General features: G+C 69.6%; 16 protein-coding genes and 1 pseudogene. 11 read left to right on the forward strand and 6 right to left on the reverse strand.

Annotated features, from left to right (window positions below):
• Positions 1-22: 22 nt before the first annotated feature.
• The 3 genes from OHA84_RS35810 to OHA84_RS35820 all read left to right on the forward strand — a co-directional run bounded on the left by OHA84_RS35810 (position 23) and on the right by OHA84_RS35820 (position 2,036).
• The gene (locus OHA84_RS35810) at positions 23-1,051 is read left to right on the forward strand and encodes a zinc-binding alcohol dehydrogenase family protein (protein ID WP_371591618.1); all 1,029 of its coding nucleotides are present in this window, start codon (positions 23-25) and stop codon (positions 1,049-1,051) included.
• A 61-nt stretch (positions 1,052-1,112) separates the two neighbouring features.
• A complete protein-coding gene (locus tag OHA84_RS35815; RefSeq protein WP_266967405.1) occupies positions 1,113-1,442 on the forward strand; it encodes a putative quinol monooxygenase in 330 nt (109 codons plus the stop codon).
• A 144-nt stretch (positions 1,443-1,586) separates the two neighbouring features.
• A complete protein-coding gene (locus OHA84_RS35820; protein WP_266967403.1) occupies positions 1,587-2,036 on the forward strand; it encodes an ATP-binding protein in 450 nt (149 codons plus the stop codon).
• A gap of 533 nt (positions 2,037-2,569) precedes the next feature.
• Here OHA84_RS35820 and OHA84_RS35825 read toward each other — a convergent pair.
• Entirely contained in the window at positions 2,570-3,208 is a 639-nt protein-coding gene (locus OHA84_RS35825; protein WP_266967401.1) for a TetR/AcrR family transcriptional regulator, read from the reverse strand.
• Between the two features lie 105 nt (positions 3,209-3,313).
• Here OHA84_RS35825 and OHA84_RS35830 point away from each other — a divergent pair, with 105 nt between their 5' ends.
• The gene (locus OHA84_RS35830) at positions 3,314-4,153 is read left to right on the forward strand and encodes an alpha/beta hydrolase (protein WP_266967399.1); all 840 of its coding nucleotides are present in this window, start codon (positions 3,314-3,316) and stop codon (positions 4,151-4,153) included.
• 915 nt (positions 4,154-5,068) lie between these two features.
• Here OHA84_RS35830 and OHA84_RS35835 read toward each other — a convergent pair.
• Positions 5,069-5,971, reverse strand: coding sequence for a hypothetical protein (locus OHA84_RS35835; protein WP_266967397.1), 903 nt, complete (start codon positions 5,969-5,971; stop codon positions 5,069-5,071).
• A 554-nt stretch (positions 5,972-6,525) separates the two neighbouring features.
• Complete coding sequence (locus tag OHA84_RS35840; RefSeq protein ID WP_371591556.1) at positions 6,526-6,870, reverse strand: cold-shock protein; 345 nt, start codon at positions 6,868-6,870, stop codon at positions 6,526-6,528.
• Positions 6,871-8,239: 1,369 nt separating this feature from the next.
• Here OHA84_RS35840 and OHA84_RS35845 point away from each other — a divergent pair.
• Positions 8,240-8,590 carry a MerR family transcriptional regulator gene (locus tag OHA84_RS35845; RefSeq protein ID WP_266967395.1) on the forward strand — a complete coding sequence of 117 codons (351 nt, stop codon included), beginning with the start codon at positions 8,240-8,242 and terminating at the stop codon, positions 8,588-8,590.
• A gap of 14 nt (positions 8,591-8,604) precedes the next feature.
• Entirely contained in the window at positions 8,605-9,054 is a 450-nt protein-coding gene (locus OHA84_RS35850) for an STAS domain-containing protein (protein ID WP_266967393.1), read from the forward strand.
• A gap of 751 nt (positions 9,055-9,805) precedes the next feature.
• Here the strand turns inward: OHA84_RS35850 and OHA84_RS35855 are convergent.
• Positions 9,806-10,024, reverse strand: a pseudogene (locus OHA84_RS35855) (ATP-binding protein); the annotation flags it as partial.
• Between the two features lie 401 nt (positions 10,025-10,425).
• Here OHA84_RS35855 and OHA84_RS35860 point away from each other — a divergent pair.
• The 4 genes from OHA84_RS35860 to OHA84_RS35875 all read left to right on the forward strand — a co-directional run bounded on the left by OHA84_RS35860 (position 10,426) and on the right by OHA84_RS35875 (position 14,376).
• Positions 10,426-11,457 (forward strand): hypothetical protein, encoded by a 1,032-nt coding sequence (locus OHA84_RS35860; protein WP_266967391.1) that lies wholly within the window; start codon positions 10,426-10,428, stop codon positions 11,455-11,457.
• 685 nt (positions 11,458-12,142) lie between these two features.
• Positions 12,143-12,451 (forward strand): lamin tail domain-containing protein, encoded by a 309-nt coding sequence (locus OHA84_RS35865; RefSeq protein WP_266967389.1) that lies wholly within the window; start codon positions 12,143-12,145, stop codon positions 12,449-12,451.
• 401 nt (positions 12,452-12,852) lie between these two features.
• On the forward strand, positions 12,853-13,422 hold the full coding sequence (locus OHA84_RS35870; RefSeq protein WP_266967388.1) for a hypothetical protein: 570 nt from the start codon (positions 12,853-12,855) through the stop codon (positions 13,420-13,422).
• 525 nt (positions 13,423-13,947) lie between these two features.
• Positions 13,948-14,376 (forward strand): transposase, encoded by a 429-nt coding sequence (locus OHA84_RS35875; RefSeq protein ID WP_266967386.1) that lies wholly within the window; start codon positions 13,948-13,950, stop codon positions 14,374-14,376.
• Positions 14,377-14,858: 482 nt separating this feature from the next.
• Here OHA84_RS35875 and OHA84_RS35880 read toward each other — a convergent pair whose 3' ends face one another.
• Positions 14,859-15,089, reverse strand: coding sequence for a hypothetical protein (locus tag OHA84_RS35880; RefSeq protein ID WP_266967384.1), 231 nt, complete (start codon positions 15,087-15,089; stop codon positions 14,859-14,861).
• Positions 15,090-15,290: 201 nt separating this feature from the next.
• On the opposite strand from OHA84_RS35880, the gene OHA84_RS35885 reads away from it, so the two are divergent.
• Complete coding sequence (locus OHA84_RS35885) at positions 15,291-15,878, forward strand: SMI1/KNR4 family protein (protein ID WP_266967382.1); 588 nt, start codon at positions 15,291-15,293, stop codon at positions 15,876-15,878.
• A gap of 185 nt (positions 15,879-16,063) precedes the next feature.
• Here the strand turns inward: OHA84_RS35885 and OHA84_RS35890 are convergent, their stop codons facing one another.
• A complete protein-coding gene (locus OHA84_RS35890; protein ID WP_266967380.1) occupies positions 16,064-17,062 on the reverse strand; it encodes an AraC family transcriptional regulator in 999 nt (332 codons plus the stop codon).
• Positions 17,063-18,766: the final 1,704 nt, after the last annotated feature.

The following is an 18,766-nucleotide window of genomic DNA, read 5'->3' on the forward strand; positions in this document are numbered from 1 at the left end:
GAGAGGAAGCGGGATGAACGAGATGCCGAACGAGATGATGCGGGCGGTGGCTTACCGCGCCAGCCTGCCGGTCGAGGACGACGAGAGCCTGGTGGACGTCGAGCTGCCCGTGCCGCGGCCCGGCCCGCACGACCTCCTCGTCCGGGTCGAGGCCGTCGCGGTCAACCCGGTCGATTACAAAGTGCGCCGCAACAGCGACCCGGGCGGCCGGCCCAAGGTGCTGGGCTGGGACGCGGCCGGCACCGTCGTCGCGGTCGGCGAACGGGTCGAGCTGTTCACGGTCGGCGACGAGGTCTACTACGCCGGCGCGATCGACCGCCCCGGCACCAACGCCCAGTACCACGTCGTCGACGAGAGCATCGTCGGGCCCAAGCCGGCCACCCTTTCCTTCACCGACGCCGCAGCCCTGCCGTTGACCTCCCTCACCGCCTGGGAGGGCCTTTTCGAACGCCTCGGCCTGGGTGAGGGAGATGCCGGACGCGAGACCGGCACGATGCTGGTGACAGCGGCCGCCGGCGGCGTCGGGGCCATGGTGGCACAACTGGCACGCGCTCTCACCGACCTGACGGTGATCGGTACCGCCTCGCGACCGGAGAGCGCCGAGTTCGCACGCCGCATGGGCGTCACGCACACCGTCGACCACAACCGTCCGTTGCCGCAGCAGGTGGCCGAGGTCGCACCCGGCGGCCTGGATCACATCTTCAGCACGGTCGGAACGGACCGCAGCCTCGCCGCCTACGCGGACATGCTGCGGCCCTTCGGCGGCATCGTAGCCATCGACGACTTCGGCCCCGTGGAGATCGGGCTGCTGAAGTCCAAGAGCATCTCCTTCCACTGGGAGCTGATGTTCACCCGGTCGCTGTACCGGACCGCGGACAGGGTGCGACAGCACCACATCCTCACCCGCGTCGCCGAGCTCGTTGACCGCGGCGCCCTCGCGACGACCGCCACCACGGACCTCGGCACGGTCAACGCAGCCCACCTGCGAGAGGCCCACCGGATCCTGGAATCCGGCACCGCCATCGGCAAGATCACCCTCACCGGATTCTGAACCGACCGACCAGACCCCACCCATCGCGCCGCCCGGCGCCGCCCGACCCCAGGAGAAGGCCATGTCCCCCCAGTCCCACCCGCTCGTCGCCCTCGCTCGTGTACGCGCGAAGCCGGAGCGGCGCGAAGCACTGCGGGAAGTCCTGTCCGCGCTGGTCGAACCGTCCCGCGCCGAGACGGGCTGCTTCGACTACACGCTGTTTGAACTACTTGAGGAGCTCGGCACCTTCTACGTACGCGAGACCTGGGCCGACCAGGAAGCCCTCGACTACCACATGGCCACGCCCCACTTCCAGGCCTTCGCGGCCCGCTTCGCAGACCTCCTCGCGGAACCGATCAGACTGATCCCGCTGCGCGAGGTGACTGTCACCGCAGCAGCCGGCCCGGCCTGAGGGCCGCCCTCGTACGACGCGGGCCGCCGGTCCGCGTCGTACCGTAGGCGGCGGGCGATCACGGACCGTTACCGGACGTAACTCACCGGATCCCAGGCCACCCCCATCCCGCTTCACCCAATCCCCGCAAGCCGAGGAGCTCTCATGCCTCGCATAGTCCCCACCACCTCAGCCGCCCTCCGCTCCTGCGGGATCACCGCGTGCGCCCACCACTACGAGCTCGCCGCCGACATCAAGGCCCCGCGCCTGCTGCGCACCTGGATCACGGCCCGGCTCGCCGGATGGCACCTGCACGGGCTCAGCGACGACCTCACCCTGATCGCGACCGAACTGGCCACCAACGCCGTGCGCCACGGCGGCACCCCAGCCCGGATCACCCTGGCCCTGCGCGATCCCAGCACCGGCCCACGACGAGTGGTACGGCTGGAAGTCGAGGACTCCGGCCCGGGCTTTTCCTACCGCTCCCACACCCGGCCGGTCCCCGTCGAGAACTGCACGGGCCGCGGCCTCTTGCTGGTGGACACGCTGAGCAGCGCCTGGGGCACCGGGCCGACAGCCACCGGACAACTAGTCTGGGCGGAGCTGTGGGCCTGACTCGGCTACTCGCCATCGTGGAGGCCCAGGCCGTGCGCCTCCGCCTCGGCCGCGATCACCCGCAGCTGTTCCTGAAGGCGATTGGCAACCCGCGCCGCGATGCTGCCGACGCCCGACAGTGAGAGGAGGCCAAGGTCCTCAGGCACAGGTGCGGCGCGCGGCGCGGGAGCAGGGGGCGACGAGGGCAGCCGAGCGTGAGGCGTGCCGTCCCGTCTGCGCGAGCTGTTGACTCCTCGAGCACGGCGAACGACGCGTCGCTCAGCTTTGGACGGGACGCCGGGCCACGGGAACGAACTTGGCCCTGACCGGCCGCCAGGCTTGCCGCCACCGCCGGGCCGCCCGGACGCCGATCCGTAACTCCTTCGCGATCTCCGTACTGCCCGTCGGCGAACATCGCGACCGCTTCCATCCGGATCCGCTCACGGAAACGCTTGCCTCTCCGCAGTCAGACCCCCGCCCTGCGGATACCTCATACACGTGGCATGCCGCGACGATCACCGATCGTCAGCCCCTACGACAAGACAACTTGAAAGTCAGTAACGGATGACGTGGCTCTCGATGTGGTCGATCACCGCTGACACGGCGTGTCGGTAGGCGGTGCTCGACCGGCGGACCTGGGACAGCAGCATGCCGCCCTGGATGGCGGCCATCAAGGCGGTGGCGAGCGCGGCCACGTCCGCGTTCTCGCTCAGCTCTCCGCGCGCCTGCATGCGCGCGAGTCCCGACCTGATCGGGCCTTCCCACCGATCGAACGCCGCGACGAGGACCATCCGCGCCGCCTGATCGCCGTCGGCGAGTTCGCTGGCGAGCGAGCCGATCTCACAGCCGCCCTCGCATCCCAGGGCGTCCTGCCGATCCCCTGCCGTGTCGCACCACGCGCGAAGGGCCTCGATGCTGTCCAGGCTGTCCAGCAGTGGTCGCTGCCGGACGAGCTTCGAGTCCGTCTGGTGGTCGATGACCGCCAACACCAAGCCCTGCTTGTCGCCGAAGTAGTGATAGATCTGCGACGCGCTTACCCCGGCGGCCGCCTGGATGTCCGGGATGCTCGTGCCCCCCGCACCGCGGTGGAACATCAGCTCCGCGGCGGTCTCGACGATGCGTTCGCGTGTCCTGCGGCCGGCCTTGGTGAGTCGGCGCTTCTCCGGCTCTTTGGCCTCAAGTGGTGTGCTCACCCAGCCACGTTACCAAAGTTGGAATTGACATTCCAATAATGCGCTACGGATATTGGAGAAGTCATTCCAGCTCGGGATGGTCGTCCCTTCAGGCAGGTGTGCCTCATGCCCATTGACCCTCAGATCGAGATCCTGCTCAGGCAATTGGCCGCGGAAGGCGGGCCCGCCCCCGAAAGTCGGACGGTGGCGGAGAACCGCGCCGCCGGGCGCGCTTTCGCCACCCTGGCCGGCGCTGCCGAACCGGTCGCCGACGTCCTGGACACCACCGCCCCCGCCGGCGACCTTGAGATACCGGTCCGTATCTATCGGCCCGTCACCGAGCCGGATGCCGGGCCGCTGCCCGTGACGCTCTACTTTCACGGCGGCGGGTGGGTCTTCGGCGACCTGGACACCCAGGACCACATCGCCCGCACCGTGGCCGGCCGCTCCGGCACGATCGTGGTCTCCGTCGACTACAGATTGGCGCCCGAGCATCGCTTCCCGGCCGCCATCGACGACGCGTACGCCGTCCTGACCTGGGTCGCGGACAACGCCGCACGCCTCGGGGGAGACGGAGAACGCATCGCCGTGTTCGGCGAAAGCGCCGGCGGCAACCTTGCCGCGACTCTCGCACAGGAATCCCTGCGCCGCGGGGGACCCCGCATCACGGTCCAGGTGCTCGCCTACCCGGCAGTCGACCGGTTCGACGACAGCCCCTCGATGTACGAGTACACGACCGGGCCGATCCTCTCCCGCTCGTACCTCGAATGGTTCTGGGGCACCTATCTCAGCAGTCCTGACCAGGGTGCCGATCCGCGCGTCTCTCCGGCGCGATCCAGGGAACTGGCCGGGCTCCCTCCCGCCGTCATCGCCACTGCCGAGCACGACCCCCTGCGCGACCAAGGGGACCTCTACGCACGCAAGTTGGCCGAAGCGGGCGTCGCGGTCCAGCACTTCCCGGGTTGACGGAGCCGTTCACGGTTTTCTTTCGTTCACCGGCTCGGTGCAACTCTCACGGACCGTACTGAATCAGCTCTCGGACGCCGTGGCCGCAGCCTTCAACTGACCCGGCCCGCGCCGCATCGAGGACTTCCCCAAAGCGGATCACGCCGCAGCGGAGAACGGACCTTCCCATCAGGAGGTGCCCTCGCCGCGACGCCCGGGCGCCGCGACGGTTGTCTGGGGCGAGATGTTTCATTCTGCCGGTTTCCTGCCGTTACCGCCGCAGAGCTTCGGTACCTGCGGTGGCTGTGGCGACCACCCGCGTTGCGGCACGTCGCTCGGGTGCACCGCGGTGCCCGGGCCTCTGGGTTGCGGGCGTTCGGCCGCAGCGCGATGGCTGGTCCGGGAGCCTTGCGAGGGGACGGCGTGGGTGGATTGTCGGACTGAGTCGTTGCAGGGCCCGTGACCATCGCTTTCGATCTTCGTTTCAAAAGTGCGGGTGATCACCGCCTTTGACGTGTGGGAAGGATTGGTTTGGCCAGGAAGTCGGCGGCCGCGACCGCCTTGGCCCTTCGCGGTCGCCGGCTGTGTGGTGCCCGGTCCTGTTGCCTCATTCTGCGACCGTGCGGTTCGCACCGGGATGCTCGCCCGGGATCACCGGTGCCGCGTGTGGGCGGTGGGCAGATCTCGCCGTCGACACGATGGTCGGCCTGCCGGGTTCCACTGCCGGTAGGGGCCTGCATCCAGCACCCCCGCCGAAGCCCACCGGCTGTCGCGGCGTTCGAAGGCTCCCCTCCCACCGGCGTGACATCCATTGTCGATGCGATGCCGCGGCGCCCCTTCGCCGGTCGCGGCCACCGCGACTTGTGGCCCGAGCCGCCAGGCGACGCGTCGAATCGGTTCAGTGGCGCTGCCTCCCGCACGCGACCGGCGTACGTCCTACCCGAGCGGATGGCTTTGGGACGGCGAGCGGGCCGCCCTGTTGTCTGCCGGGAGGCAGCCGGCAGGGACACCGACCGGGTTGTGTCCGGCCGCAGCCGTCTGTCTGAGCTGGGTGGGGGCGGAGGGCGCCGGGTTTCGGTGTCGTGGGATGGCTTGGCGAGGCGGTCGCGTGAGTGTGATCTGGCGGACCAGCTGTTGGAAGCAGGCCAGCGCCGCGACGGCGGGGAGGGCGGAGGCCGCCGCCGCGGCGATCGTTCTGGGTGCCTGGGCAACGCACAGGAGTGTCGCCAGGGTGGAGAACAACAGCACGATGGACCAGGAATGAAGCGCGCGGCGCTGGTGCAGGGCGGATCTGAGGATGGACAGGGAGGCGACCATCCAGGGGCCGTAGATCAACAGGGGCCACCAGATGACGACTTCACGGGCGGTGTGGGGTGCGGCGCTGTGACGCAGGGCGTCGCAGATGGCCAGCCCGCTGAGAATGCTGACCACGGCGGCGATCACGGCAACCAGTACGGCGGTGAACAGGCTCCCCGTCTGCAGCAGGGTCATCACCGGCCTCTTCGACTGGTTCCGGCGGTGTCCGCCTGTGGCCTGTGTCGAGGGACGCTCGCCGGGGTTGTGCTCCAGTCCCGCGACGAAGCCGAGGGTGGCGGCCGTGTCACCGATACCGTCGAAAGGCTTCGGGGTGAAGGGCTCCGGCTGCCCGAGTGCAGCGCCCTCCTGGAGAAGGATCGCGAGTTCCTCCGCCGGATCCCAGGGCTGGTGCGCCTGGTTGGGTGCGCCGAGCTGCCCGGGGGAGGCGTGCTGAACCTGTTGTGGTACGCCCCAGAACGCGGAGGGCTCCGGCTGGCCGTGGATGTCGGAGTACCCGTACGGCTCATACACGGGAGCGGCCACCCGAGCAGTCGACAACAGCCGTCGCGTACGTTGCCGCGGCAGCGAACCGCCTGCTGAACTCGGTCTGGATCACGTTCATCGTGTAAAGGAAGTCCTCAAGGATCGAGGACGAGTACCTGAGATCGATTTCCAGACTTTCGTGTCCCAGCGTCGCGTGACGGGTCTCGCCACGGTTGGTTGAGCGTGGCGTGAAAGTCCACTTTCCGACCCGAGTGGACCGAGTGGCCCCGGAGTCGAAGCGACCTTCCCGTTCCTCTCCTTCCGCGGTCTGGCCGAGGAGGAAGAGGAGATTTGGTGTTGTCATGTGCCGTAAACGCTCCCGATGCTGGTCAGGGTGTGTGCCATCCGGGTGAGGCCGGCCGACAATGAGCGTTGGCCCTGTCTTGCCTTCCAAATAGTCAGACCGGGAGCACGGCACGGCCCCGCCCCGCAGCTCAAGGAGACGATGCGCCGCAGCCCGATGGGGGCCGAGCACGACCGGCTCACCGCCCCTACAGCATGCGCCGGGCGGGGTCGACGACAGCCAGGTCGCTCCGGGCCTCTTGGCCGGCGGATCACTGCCCGGCTCCGGGCGGACGGTTGGACCGTGTTGCCGCTGGAGAGGCTACGGCAGGCACGACTCGGTTGGCCAGGGAAGAGAGACGCTGCTGTGCGGGGACCGTATGCGATGGTTTCGACGGCTGGGTCTTGCCACGATCCGTACGGTGGATGTCGTCGGCTCGTAGCCCCCCACTGTCCAGGGTGATGTTGAAGAGGACTTCCTCGCCTTGGTGGAGGTGGCGATCCTTTCCGTGGATCGCGGAGGCTTCCACGGAGACGTCAGGTCCGGCGCCTTGCCGGCTGATGAGACCGATGCCCCGGTCAGGGTCGAACCACTTCACGACACCGCAGGGCGACACGTTTCCCGCTCTCCGCTCGCATCGGATCCGGAACTCGACACTGTCCGCCCGATCTCAACCGGTGGGCAGGGCTTGAGCAGGGGCGTGGAACAGCGGACCCCGGCGTGAGCGCAACCGGCGGGCGCCTGCGGGGAACGACGCACCCGCGCGACGCGACCGCGGGGGGCCGGTACCGACAGCGCAGGGCAAGCAGGTGGGAGCCAGCCCGCACCCGGCGGTGACGGGATTGGGCCGGCGGGGGAGCTGTCGGAGTTCGAGCGGATCGTGCGGGTGGGTTCAGGTGGCTGGTGGGGGGGCGAGGGTGAAGAGGGTGAGGGCTCCGGTGCGGTGCAGGAGTTTGAGGAGTTGGGGGTGGTCATGCTCGGTCACGGTTTCCCCGTCGTCGATGTTCCTGCTGCGACCGAAGCCCCCTGTGCCGTACCGAACCCCACGGAGAGCCGGCTCGGCGGACTCTGACCTGTGGCTCGGTCGCCGCCGCGTCCCCTCAGACCGTCCCCTGCGGCGCCCCGTCGGGTCGCGGCGAGCGCCTGTGTTCCATCGCGATCGATTACCTCTGTGCCTACCGCGCGAAAATCTGTGTCGGCTGGAGTAGACATCGGCCAGTGCTGTGGTTATGGTTTCTCTCGTAGCCCAGAGAGGCCGCAAGCCTGGCAGAGACGAACTGCCGGGCAGCAGCACCGCAGTACAGGTAGGTGCAGTACAGCAGGACGGTGCGGTGATGGAGTGTCGAAGCCAGAGTGGTTGAAGGACGGCGACGGGGCTGATCACCGGACCGGTTGGCCCGCGGTCATCAGGGGCCACCACAGGTAGTACCAGCAGTTGACGCAGTGGTGCAGTACCCGTAGTTCGTAGTACCAGCAGTGAAGTGAATGAGTAGCACCTCGGTGAAGGCGTCGGCTGCGGGCGCGCGCATCGGGAGGTTCGGCAGTGGGGTTCCAAGCCAGAGCGGACGCAGGATGGGCGACGGGGCTGGCTGCCGAAAGTGTGGCGCTGGGTCAGGCCGCGAGCAGTACAAGCAGTTCGCATCACCAGCAGTACCAGCAGTACCAGTAGTTCCGAGTGGAGCAGTACCAGCAGTTCGCAGCACCAGTGGTTCCCGCAGGTATGCAGTTGATCATCCGAGGGATGAACGGAGGGATTGGGCATCATCGGGATCGCCCGGACGCCACGCGGGTCCGGGTACCGCAGGACATCGTGAGTGAGGTGGTCTCCGGTCGAACAACCGCGATCCCCGCACCACCCGTCGCTTCCAGGCGGGTGTGCGGAATGAGGCCGGCGCAGTATCAGGGCCGGTAGATGGTGTAGCAGTTCCTTCGGGGCCCTGGCGCGACACGTGCCAGGGCCCCTCCGCGTTCCACAGAGAGGTGAAATGACTGCAGACAATCCGACCGGCCCGAGTGTCGGTCATCTGGACGACGATGAATACCCCGCCTTCACGATGGGCGGGGCCGCCGACATGCTCGGCACCACCCAGGGCTTCCTCCGCGCGATCGGCGAGGCCCGCCTGATTACTCCGTTCCGCTCGCCCGGCGGGCACCGGCGTTACTCCCGACACCAGCTGAGGCTCGCGGCCCGCGCCCGCGAACTCGTCGACCAGGGACTGCCCGTGGAGGCGGCCTGCCGCATCGTCGCCTTGGAGGACCAGCTCCAAGAAGCCCGGCGTATCAACGCCGACAACCTCAGCGCCTCCCGATCGGCCACCCCACCGACCGCGGCCTGAGGAGGCGGCAACAGATGCACCTCGAGACAGCAGACTCACGAAAGCCGGACCTGATTCCATCGCCTCGGCGACACGCCCGCACGGTGGTCCTCGCCGGCCGATACGGCCTCATCCCCCTCGCCGGTGAACTCGACCTGAAGACCGCCCCGGCCGTCCGCGGTGCGGTCCGTGCATGCCTCGACAGCAATCCCGCGCTGCTGCGCGTCGACATCAGCGGGGTGTCCTTCTGTGACTGCTCAGGGCTGGGTGCCCTGCTGTGGGCGAGGGCGGAAGCGGCCCGCGCGGGAGTCGGTTTCCATCTCAGTGGCCCGTTCCAACCCATCGTGGCCCGCGTTCTGCAAGCCACCGGCACCGCCGCCCACCTCGGCCTGGCGCCCCAACCGGCACAGCGGGCAGGCGAGCAGCGGGAGGGACGCGGGCAGAGGCGGACTCCGGCAGCGCCCGTCAGGGCCAGGTTCGGGTAACCGGCCGGGCGGTTGCGCGTTGAACGGAGAATGACCACGACGATGCGGCTCACCACGGTCATCACAGGGCAGCCGGAACGCGGAGAAACGCTTCCTCGCCCCGGCCTGCCACTGATCCGCGCCGCTCTCGTCGGGGAGTAACGGGTCGCCGGACGGCCCGTCCCGGGCGGGCGTGAGGAGAAAGGGATCCTCCTGGCCCGCCGGCCCCTTGGCTTCCCTCGCGTGGTGTCCGTCCCGAGCCGGACACCACACCCCGGGGGGGTGCGCCCGCGTATCGGAGCGCACCCCCCGACTGCCGGAGCGGCGCACCGTGGTTGGGCCCGCCGCTCCGGCAGTCACCCCAAGCCAGGCCGACCGGACTTGTCAGATGGTGTGGGGTGGGCGGGCTGCCGGTTCGCCTTCGCGTCGGTTGGGACAGGTCCTCTCGTGCACGATGACTCCGCCTTCGGGGCCACCTATCGCCAGGGCCCGGGCTCCACACCGCCGGCAGGTGGGCGGCCGGTCCTCGTCGTCGCCGGTGGGATGTTCGGCGCGCGCGTTCATGAGGCGGGCCTTGTCCTGGGGCAGGCTCACACCTCGATGTCGGTGTTGTGGACTCCTTGCCGGCTGGAGATCGTTCCGCGAGGGACGGCACCGGCGGTGAGTTTCTTGCCGCAGGCGACGCAGGCCCGGCCCACGCCGACCGCCCAGGGCAGGCCCCGTGACCGTGGGGGGTCGCGGGGCCGTGGATGGGTTGGCTTGTGGTCGGGAGTCAGCTGGCGGCCTTCTGTGCCGCGGCCTGTTGGCTGCCGCGGGCCCGGGTGACGGCCAGTCGGTAGGAGTCGGTGTCGGTCTCGATGATGTTGCCTCCGAACGTCAGCCGCTCGACGATGGCCGCCCAGAGCCTCGGGTCGGTGAACGTCTTGGTCCATCCTCCGAAGGATTCGTTGGAGGCGATGGCCACGCTGTTCTTCTCCGGGGTGGGGGACAGTCGAGCAGCCATTGGCGGTAGCGCGCCGGTTCGCTGCCGCACCCAAGCCGGGGGAACTGGAGCCGTTCCGGGCCGGTTGTTGGGGCTGGCCCGGTACGGCCCGGACACAGCAAAGCCCCGCCGGTCAAAGCCGGCGGGGCTCCGTGGGCACTGATCAGCGAGGCGAAAGTGCTGGTTGGGCTTGTCCTTGTCGGTCCACTGGACGAGCCTCGCGCCGTCGGCGGTGTCCTCGCTGATCACGGACATGACGGCGGCCAGTCCAGATTCCCCAGGTACGGCCAGTTGAGACGTCACGCTCCGTGACACAACTTTGGTCTTAAGAGGTTGCTCACCCGTTTGGGGGAGGGGGATCGTTCCGGTGGCCGACGCCACTCCGCCGCGGTCGATGCGACGTTCGGAACATGACCAGTGTTGAACGGACGATGAAGGCGCTCTGGAGCGCCTGGTGGCAGCGATGGCCGCGCTGGGTGGCCTGGGCAACGATGCTGTGGGCGGTGCTGTATGCCGGCTTCGGCCTGGCGTGCGCGCTGAGTGGGACCTCCTTGCTCCACCTCGGCGGTGACTCAGGAACGTCCGGGCTGGGTTGGGCGGTCATGGCGGTGGGTGCGCTGGCGATGCTGGTCAGCGGAGCGGTGGTGTTGTACGGGCTTCGGCCGGCGATACGGGTGCTGCTCTGGGTGGTCTGCGGGCTGGCCGGGATCACCGCGTTCAGCCTGCTGATGGATGCGATCACGCTGATGCTCGGTCAGGGAGTGGACAGCCAGGCCTCCGCTGCGAACAAGGCCTTGGCGGCGGTCGGGGCGGTCCTGCTCGCGGCCACGGCCCGGTCCGACCACCGGCCCGCCGGTACTGCTGTACGAGCGCCGTCCGCCGCTCCGCAGCTCGTCCAACTCGCCGCCTGGGCAGGGACACTGGCCTTTGTTCCATACGCGGCGATGAAGCTGGTCTGGGCGTCGGGCGGCACGTTCGCGGGGATCACTGGTGAGGAGATGCTCGCGGTCTCGGAGCGCAACGGCGCCTCGGGGATCTTTCTCACCCTGGAGTCCTGGGGCCTGGATCCCACCGCGCTGCTGTCCGTGCTCGGCGTTTTCCTGCTCTGGGGCCTGGTCCGCCCGTGGGGGCAGGTCTTCCCGCGCTGGACACTGTTCCTGCGCGGCCGACGGGTGCCGCGCTGGCTCCCGCTCGCCCCGGCTCTGCTCGGCGCTGCCACGCTAGCCCCGTACGGCGTTGTGGGGGCCGGATACTTGACCCTGGCCACGGCCGGCGTAGTGACGATGCGGCGCGGCGACTTCCACTCCTCGGGCGACGCCCTGCTGGTCGGCTGGATCGGGATGGTCGCCTTCGCCGCTTACGGCATCGCCCTGACCATCGCGGCCGTCTCGTACTGGCTTCGGACCCGTCCCGCCTCCCGGATGAGTATCACCAAAGAGTGACCGTCTGCGGTCAGTTAGATCCCCGTCAACTGGCCACCCATGGGGAATTTCAACTGGCCACCAACACGTTCGCCCCCGGCTTGCGGACGGCACGCGTCGGGACGTTCAGCTCCGCCTTGAGGCTCGGCCACGCAGGCGTCACCGCAGTACCGACGCCGGGCCCCCACCCCCGGCCGCACCCCGGCACCGAGCAGACGCACAGCCGACGTCGGGCCATACCCCCAGGATCCCCCCGGCCGGGTGTCACTATGCGCAGTCGATGCCGGGGTTGGCCACGCGTTCGCGCTGCTCGACGCTCGGCCGTTCCCAGCCCAGGCGTTGGGTGGCCGGCCACTGCCCGAACGGTCTCGCTGCGCATGGTCCCCCGGGTGTGACGTCGCCCTGCGCCGTCCCGGTCGCGGGACAGCGTCTGTCGATTGCGGAGGTCGCTCACTGATCGAGCCGCCCACCCCGCGTGTATCGGGCCGGCTCACCGCCGAGTCGGCGGGGTGGTCACCGGGACGGGCGGACAGATTCATTCGGCGGCACGGTTTCCGTATGTGTGTGCGAAGGAACGTGCATAACCGTAGTTACGGAATGCTGTGCTCCGGTTGGGTGATGGGGCGGTCGAGTGCGCCGGGTGGTGCGCCGGTGTGCGTTGATCGATTGTGTCGTGCGCGCTTTGGGTGGGTGCAGCGGTCAGTGAATGTCAGGGTCACGATCACGTGAACCGCGGAACGGCGAGTGGGTCGAGATCCGCAACACGACCCGCCAGGCCGTGAACCTTCGTACTTGGGCGCTGCGTGACTCCGACGGCAACCGTTACCGCTTCAACAACGTCCGCATCGGCGGCCGCGCCACCATCCGGATCCACACCGGATCCGGCCGCGACACCCGCACTGACCTCTTCCAGGGCAAGCGCGACCACGTCTGGGACAACCGCGCCGGCACTGCCACCCTGCGCGACGACCGCGGCCGCACCGTTGACACCGAGGCCTGGGGCCGCCGGCGCTAACCCGGGCCGCCCGTGAACGTGGGGTAGCCGAACCCGCAGTGATCGTGTGCCGGGCAGTCCGCCAGCCGCCCGGCACAGGCCAATGTCCGGCCTCGGTCAAGCGCCCCGGTGTTCTACGCGCCCGGCGCGACAGATGTCGAGGGCCCGGCTCCGTGGCAACCCGGGCGAGTCTGGTGTCGAGCCGGCGGCGGACTATAGACGCGCGAACGCGAGTCGTTTGCTGACGACTTCGGGGGTGGCTTCGGGTGTCGCCTCCGTGATCAATGTCGTTGGGTTCGGGAGTCACTCATGGCGGTCGGACGCGTCGCGCGGTTTGTGTCAGGGCTGTCGCGCCGCCGAAGCGGAGCGAGGGTTGGCGGCGATCCGGGCACTTGCCGCACCTTGTGATCGTTGGGAGGGTTGTGATCGAACTCAAGCGCGTCATCGTGACCCTCGCAGTTGCCCTTGTCGGCGCCGCGACGCTCACCTCGCCCAGTGCGGCCGCCGGTATCGCCCCGTATGAGCCCACCCACGCAGGGCCGCACCTGGTGAGCGGCCTGGCGGCACCCGCCCGCGCGACGGTCACGGAGGGGCAGGTCAAAGAGGTCGCGCCTGGGGGTGTGATGACCTATCCGAGCGTCACCAGCTGCCTCACTGTGACGGTGCGGGTCAGGGGCGGCGGCCTCGTCGGTGCTCACGCCAGCCTGTTTCAGGTACCGGGTGAACGGCGATCCGATGAGATTCTGGGCGCGCTCAAGCAACTCGTCGGCGGGCGCCCTGTGGCCGCGATCGAGGTCAGGGGGGCCGTTGGCGCCTGGCATCCGAGCTACTTCGTGAAGGCGCTGGAGAGCTACGGCGAGGGGGAGCAGGTCCCGATCCCGCAAGGCCCGGACTTCGACGGGATTGCCCAGGCGGTGTCGCGGGGACTCGGGCTGCCCCGCGGCCTCGTCACGGTCCAGGACCTGCCTGACGGGGACCAGATCATCAGATGACGAAGCCGATCATCACGCCAAGGGGCGGTGCGCCCCGCTGCTGCCCGAGTACCGGAGCTGCTTCACGCGAGGGTTACGGCCGCTGAGCAGAGCCCGGGTGACCGCCTCCCGTTCTCGGGTTCTGGCTCACTTTTCGTGAATCACTACGCGGAGTGACGCTTGTCGGGCGGGCGGGACCTCGGGAAGCTGCCTGAAAACGATTCGTCCCCAGTGCGGTGTGGCTGACAGTTCGGCCCGTGGAAGAAGTAGTGCTCTGATTGGAGGAGTTACTGTTCCCGTCGATCGCGGACATGGCTGTGCTGTCGGTCGACGTGAACGACGAGGCGGTACGTATCGAGGCCCAGAGCACGGTGGCCGGGTCCGATTGCTCTGGCTGTGGAGGCTGGTCGCGGCGGATTCACAGCTTTCTACCTGCGGTTTCCCGCTGATGTGCCCAGCGGTGGCAGACGGGTCGTCCTCTGCCTGCGTGTCCGCAGGGTCCTCTGCCCGGTCATCTCGTGCGGGCGCCGGACCTTCGCCGAGCAGATGCCGGAGCTGACTCGTCGATACGGCCGGCGGACCGAGCGCCTGCGGTCGACGTCGGCCTCGCGCTCGCCGGTCGGGCCGGCCCGCATGGCGAGAGCCTTTGGCGTGTCCGTCAGCCGCAGCACGGTGCTGCGGCTGGTCGAATCCTTGCCCAACCCGGAAGTTCCCGCCCCGCGCGTCGTCGGCGTCGATGAGTACGCGACCCGCAAAGGCCGCCACTACGGGACCGTCCTGGTCGACGTCGAAAGCCGACGCCCGGTGGACCTGCTGCCCGACCGGGAAGCCTCCACCCTGGCCGCTTGGCTCGCGAAGCGTCCCGGGGTAGAGGTGGTCTGCCGCGATCGAGCACCGTTCTTCGCAGAAGGGGCCACCGCCGGGGCCCCCAGGCGGTGCAGGTGGCGGACAGGTGGCATCTCTGGCACAACCTGAGCGAAGCCGCCGAGCGTTGTGTCGCAGACCACCGCGGATGCCTGCGGGTGCCGGCCCCAGATCCAGCCCAGCCTGCCGCCGAGGTGGAGAAGTTCGAAGACCCCTCCGGCTCGCCCTGGCCAAGGGGCCACCGCTTCGCCGACCGCACCCGCGCCAACCACGCGACCGTCCACGAACTGCTGACCGCCGGGCTCAGTCGGAGGGCGATCGGCCGCCAACTCCGCATGACCTCGCGCACCGTCAAACTCTTCGCCGACGCAGCCACCCCGGAGGACCTCTTCCGAGGCCAGTGGCAGGGCCGGCCGTCCAAGCTTGACGCGTTCAAGCCCTACCCGGATGACCGCCGGAACCAGGGCTGCACCAACGCCTGGACGGTGGGGGAGGAGATCGTGCCACTCGGCTACCAGGGCAGCTACCAGCGCGTTCGCGCCTACTTCCGGGCGAAGAGGACCTCTCCCAACCCGATCACAGCTCGGCCACCGTCACCCCGCGTCGTCGCTGGCTGGATCCTCCGCCGCCCCGGGACTCTCCCAGAGATCGACCACCTTCGGCTCAAGGCCGTCCTGGTCCACTGCCCCGAACTCAACGCCCTCACCACTCACGTTCGCTCCTTCGCCCAGATACTCGCCGAGCGCCAGGGCGAACGGCTGCCGCAGCGGCTCGACGCCGTCCGGCGAGACGCCCCCCAGCCTCCGCACCCTCGCCGCAGGCATCGAACGTTACCGCGATTGCCGTCATCGCCGGGCTCACCCTGCCCTGGAACTCCGGCCTCGTCGAAGGACACGTCAACCGGATCAAGATGCTCAAACGCCAGATGTTCGGCCGTGCCGGCTTCGCTCTCCTGCGGAAGAGGGTTCTCCTGGCCAGCTGACCACCGCCACCCATAGGGTGACGGGGACGAGAGAAGATGCACCATGGATCCCCGCATACCCCGCCTGCGCCGCAAGCTGGCCGCGATCCCGTTCCAACCACTGCGCAGCCACTCCTTCGGGGAAGAACAGCACAAGTTCTCCCTCGGTCCGAAGCTGGCAGAAGCACGCGTCGCTGCGTTCGAGGCCGAGCACGACATCGTCCTGCCCGACGCCTACTTGCAGTTCCTCACGCACATCGGCGGCTCAGGCGCGGCACCGTTCTACGGCCTCATGCCGCTGGAACGGTGTTCCCTGATGGTCATGAATCCGCGCGGAGAACCAGGGACACCTCGAGGCTTCGACGGCACAGGAGCCGGGAACCACGGACACGACCTCTTCCTCCACATCATCGAGATGGGTTGCACCGACGTATGCGTCATCGCAGTGACCGGTCCCCTCACCGGCCGCGTGCTCATCGGTAACAGCGACGGGTTCTGGGGCCCCAACGTCTCCTCAGCCACCGACTTCCTCGACTGGTACGAACGCTGGCTCAACCACATGAGCGCCGGACGCGACAACCGGGCCCTGGAACTCACATCACCTCGACTCCGCGCCCATCCAGACCGTCATCGCATGGCCCCGAAGATCTGACGCTCCGTAACCACTCCACGGAAAATGGGCCAGAACCGTTCTCGTGAACACCGCCAGTTCGCGCGAGCGTACGACGCCCAATATCGCGTCAGAACGACGTCTTTAGGCTCCCCATCCCAGACTCGCTCCAGCGCGGCAACGACCGCCAGTATGCCCGAGGCCAACATCGACTTACGGGACAGCCTTCAGGAGGCGTCCGCCCCGGCCAGGTCTTCCGCCCGGGCCTGCCCGCGGAAGGCCGCGGGCGGCAGGCCGTAGGCCTCGCGGAACGCCCGGCTGAACGCGGACGCGTGCCGGAAGCCCCGCCGGGCGCCGATGACGTGCACGGGCACCCCTTGGTGCAGAGGGTCCACCAGGTCCTGGCGTGCCCGCGCGAGCCGCTGGCCCTGAAGGAAGGCCGCGACCGTTGCCCCGTCCCCCTCCTGCTGGAAAACCCGGTGGAGATAGCTGACGGAGATGTGGTGGGCGGCGGCGATCGCGGGGACGTCCAGCAGCGGATCGTCGGCGTTGTCCCGGATGAAGGCCATCACGCGGAGTGCCAGGGCCCGCCGGTGCGTCTCCGGGGTCAAGGACCGGTCCGCTTCGAGGACGCCGGCGAAGAGCGAGGCGACGAGATCGGCCAGTACGCCGCTCAGGCGCGGGCCATCGGCCGGCCGGTAGGACCGGCTGTCCTTGGTCACCTGGTCGAGGAAGGTGGCCAGCAGGGCCCCCATTCCCTCCCGGGCCGAGATGCGCTTGCCGATGACCCGGCCGGCGGTGTGAGGGGGCAGCGGCAGCAGCGCCTTGGGTACCTCGACCCCGATGATCTCGACGGAATGCGGGCCGGAACTGATCTCGAACGGCCGTGACGTGTCACTGGTGTGGATGTCGAACACGCCGTGCACCACGGTGTCCTTGCCCAGGGTGACCGCTCCCGCCCCGCGCTTGATCAGCGAGAGGTGGAACGCCTCGGGGTCCGACCTCGCTATCAGCTTCGGTGTGCGCTGGAAGGTCAGGGGACGGCATTCCATCGGATAGACCGTGATCCCGCCGAGCGAGATGACGCGCTGGTTCACCCAGAAGTCGGCGGCGTGCTCACTGCGCATCTCCATGGGCGCATGCGTCTCCGACATCAGGGCTCGCCAGCTCTCGAAACGGTCGGCGGGCGCTAGTTCCGCGCTGCGGAACGTTCTCTCGGGCAGCATGATCACGGGTTTACACCGGCCGTGGCGGCCCGCGCAACAAGAGCCGGGGCCCGGGACGCGGGCGGCGGGGCGACTCTCCGTCAAGACACTGTGCACGCCAGGCCAATGCCCGGTGCTCCGGGGCTTGGCAGAGTGGTCGCCGGAGGGTCGGTGAGGGGAAGGGAAACCGGAGCCCCCGCCGACGACCGGGGTCCTCTCGCGGTCCCGGCACTGAGCTGACGCCGCCCGAGGACGGGGGTTTCGGGCGACGTCAGCTCAGTGCCGGAACCAGCGGCCTGCCGGTGGAGCGCGGTGCGGCACGCGGAGGACCACATCCACATCGCGGCGACCCTGGCATGTCCCCGCTGGACCGGAGCGCGCGCTGGCGGCCGGTCACCGGCGAGGCCGAGAACGGCCGCCCGCCGGGCGGCCTCGCCGAGACCGCCCGGAGTCCCTGCAGCGCACCGTCCGTCAGGCCGCGGCCGTGGCCCACGGCGACACCGACTTCCTCGACCGGCTCTGCGACGCGGGCTTGCGCGTGCGCGAACGCCGCGGCGACCCCGACGCCCACTCCGTGTACGCGGTCGCGCTGCCGGGGGACTGCCTGCCGGCGGCACCCGCCCCGTCTGGTTCGCCGGATCCCCGGCCCTGGTCCGCGACCGCGTCCAGGCGGCGGCCGACGCCTTCGAGCAAGGTGCCCGCGCCTCCGGCGCCCGTAGCCTCGAAGGTCGGGCCCGTGCCGGCCGGCGCGCCTCGGACCGGGTACTGGAGCGGGCCCCCGCACAGCCCGAGGCGGCGGCGCGGTCGGCCTCACGCTGCTGCTGGCCCTCGTGGAGGCGGTGGAGGCCGCCGCCGCCCGCCACCGGGCACAGGAGTACCGGGCGCAGGCGAAAGCCGCCTCCGAGGCCGCCGTTCTGCTGCGGGCGGCTCACAGGTCCCGACCACGAGAACTCGACACGTCGCAGCCGGCCGCCGAGCACGAGTCCGCCCGCCTCGATGACGGCCGCCTCCACCGCGAATGGATCCCGGCCGACGAGGCCCTCGACCTCCGCGAGTTCCACCCCGCCGGCCGCCGACGAGGCACTCGTACGGCGCTCCACCCCGGCCGGATCCGCGCAGCCGATCAACCGGGCGCCGTCGCCCTCTCCGAAGAGCGCGGCGTCGAACAGCTCCACCACCTCGCCCGTGCGCAGCGTCAGGCGCCCTGCGGGGGCCATGGGCCCGGGGATGGTGATCTTGTCGTGGGCGAGCAGCCACGCGCCCACCGTGCCCCGCTCGAAGGCCGGTGTGGTGGAGGTACCGCCGGCGGGTGCGGGGAAGTCATCGTGTCGCCGGCGCCAGGCCGCGACCGCGGCCCACCCCACTCCCGCGATCCGCGCCACGTCCGCCAACGTCACGACGCCGCCCACCCCGGTCGGCGCCGGGGCCAGGCGGGCGAGTGGGGACCGGGCACCCGGACTGAGGAACCGGAGCCGCGCCCAGCCGATTTCGGGGTGCATGGTCGGGAGCAGGGCGACGTCCAGGCCCCGGTACAGGGACACCTCCACCTCCCCGCCGCGGGCCCGCCCGTAGTCCACGGACCGGTTCGGGCCGGGCGCAGCATCGCGAGCCGCACGAGGTGGTCGAAGTCGGTTCGGCGCAGCCCGAGGAGTACGGCGCTCTGGTCCGGGCCGAGGAAGGTGTGTCGGTCGAGCAGGGCGGCGAGGTCGCGTCGGCGGGTGAGCG

Origin of the sequence: Streptomyces sp. NBC_00513 (genome assembly GCF_041431415.1) — a bacterium.
In the GTDB taxonomy this organism is placed as follows: Bacteria; Actinomycetota; Actinomycetes; order Streptomycetales; family Streptomycetaceae; genus Streptomyces.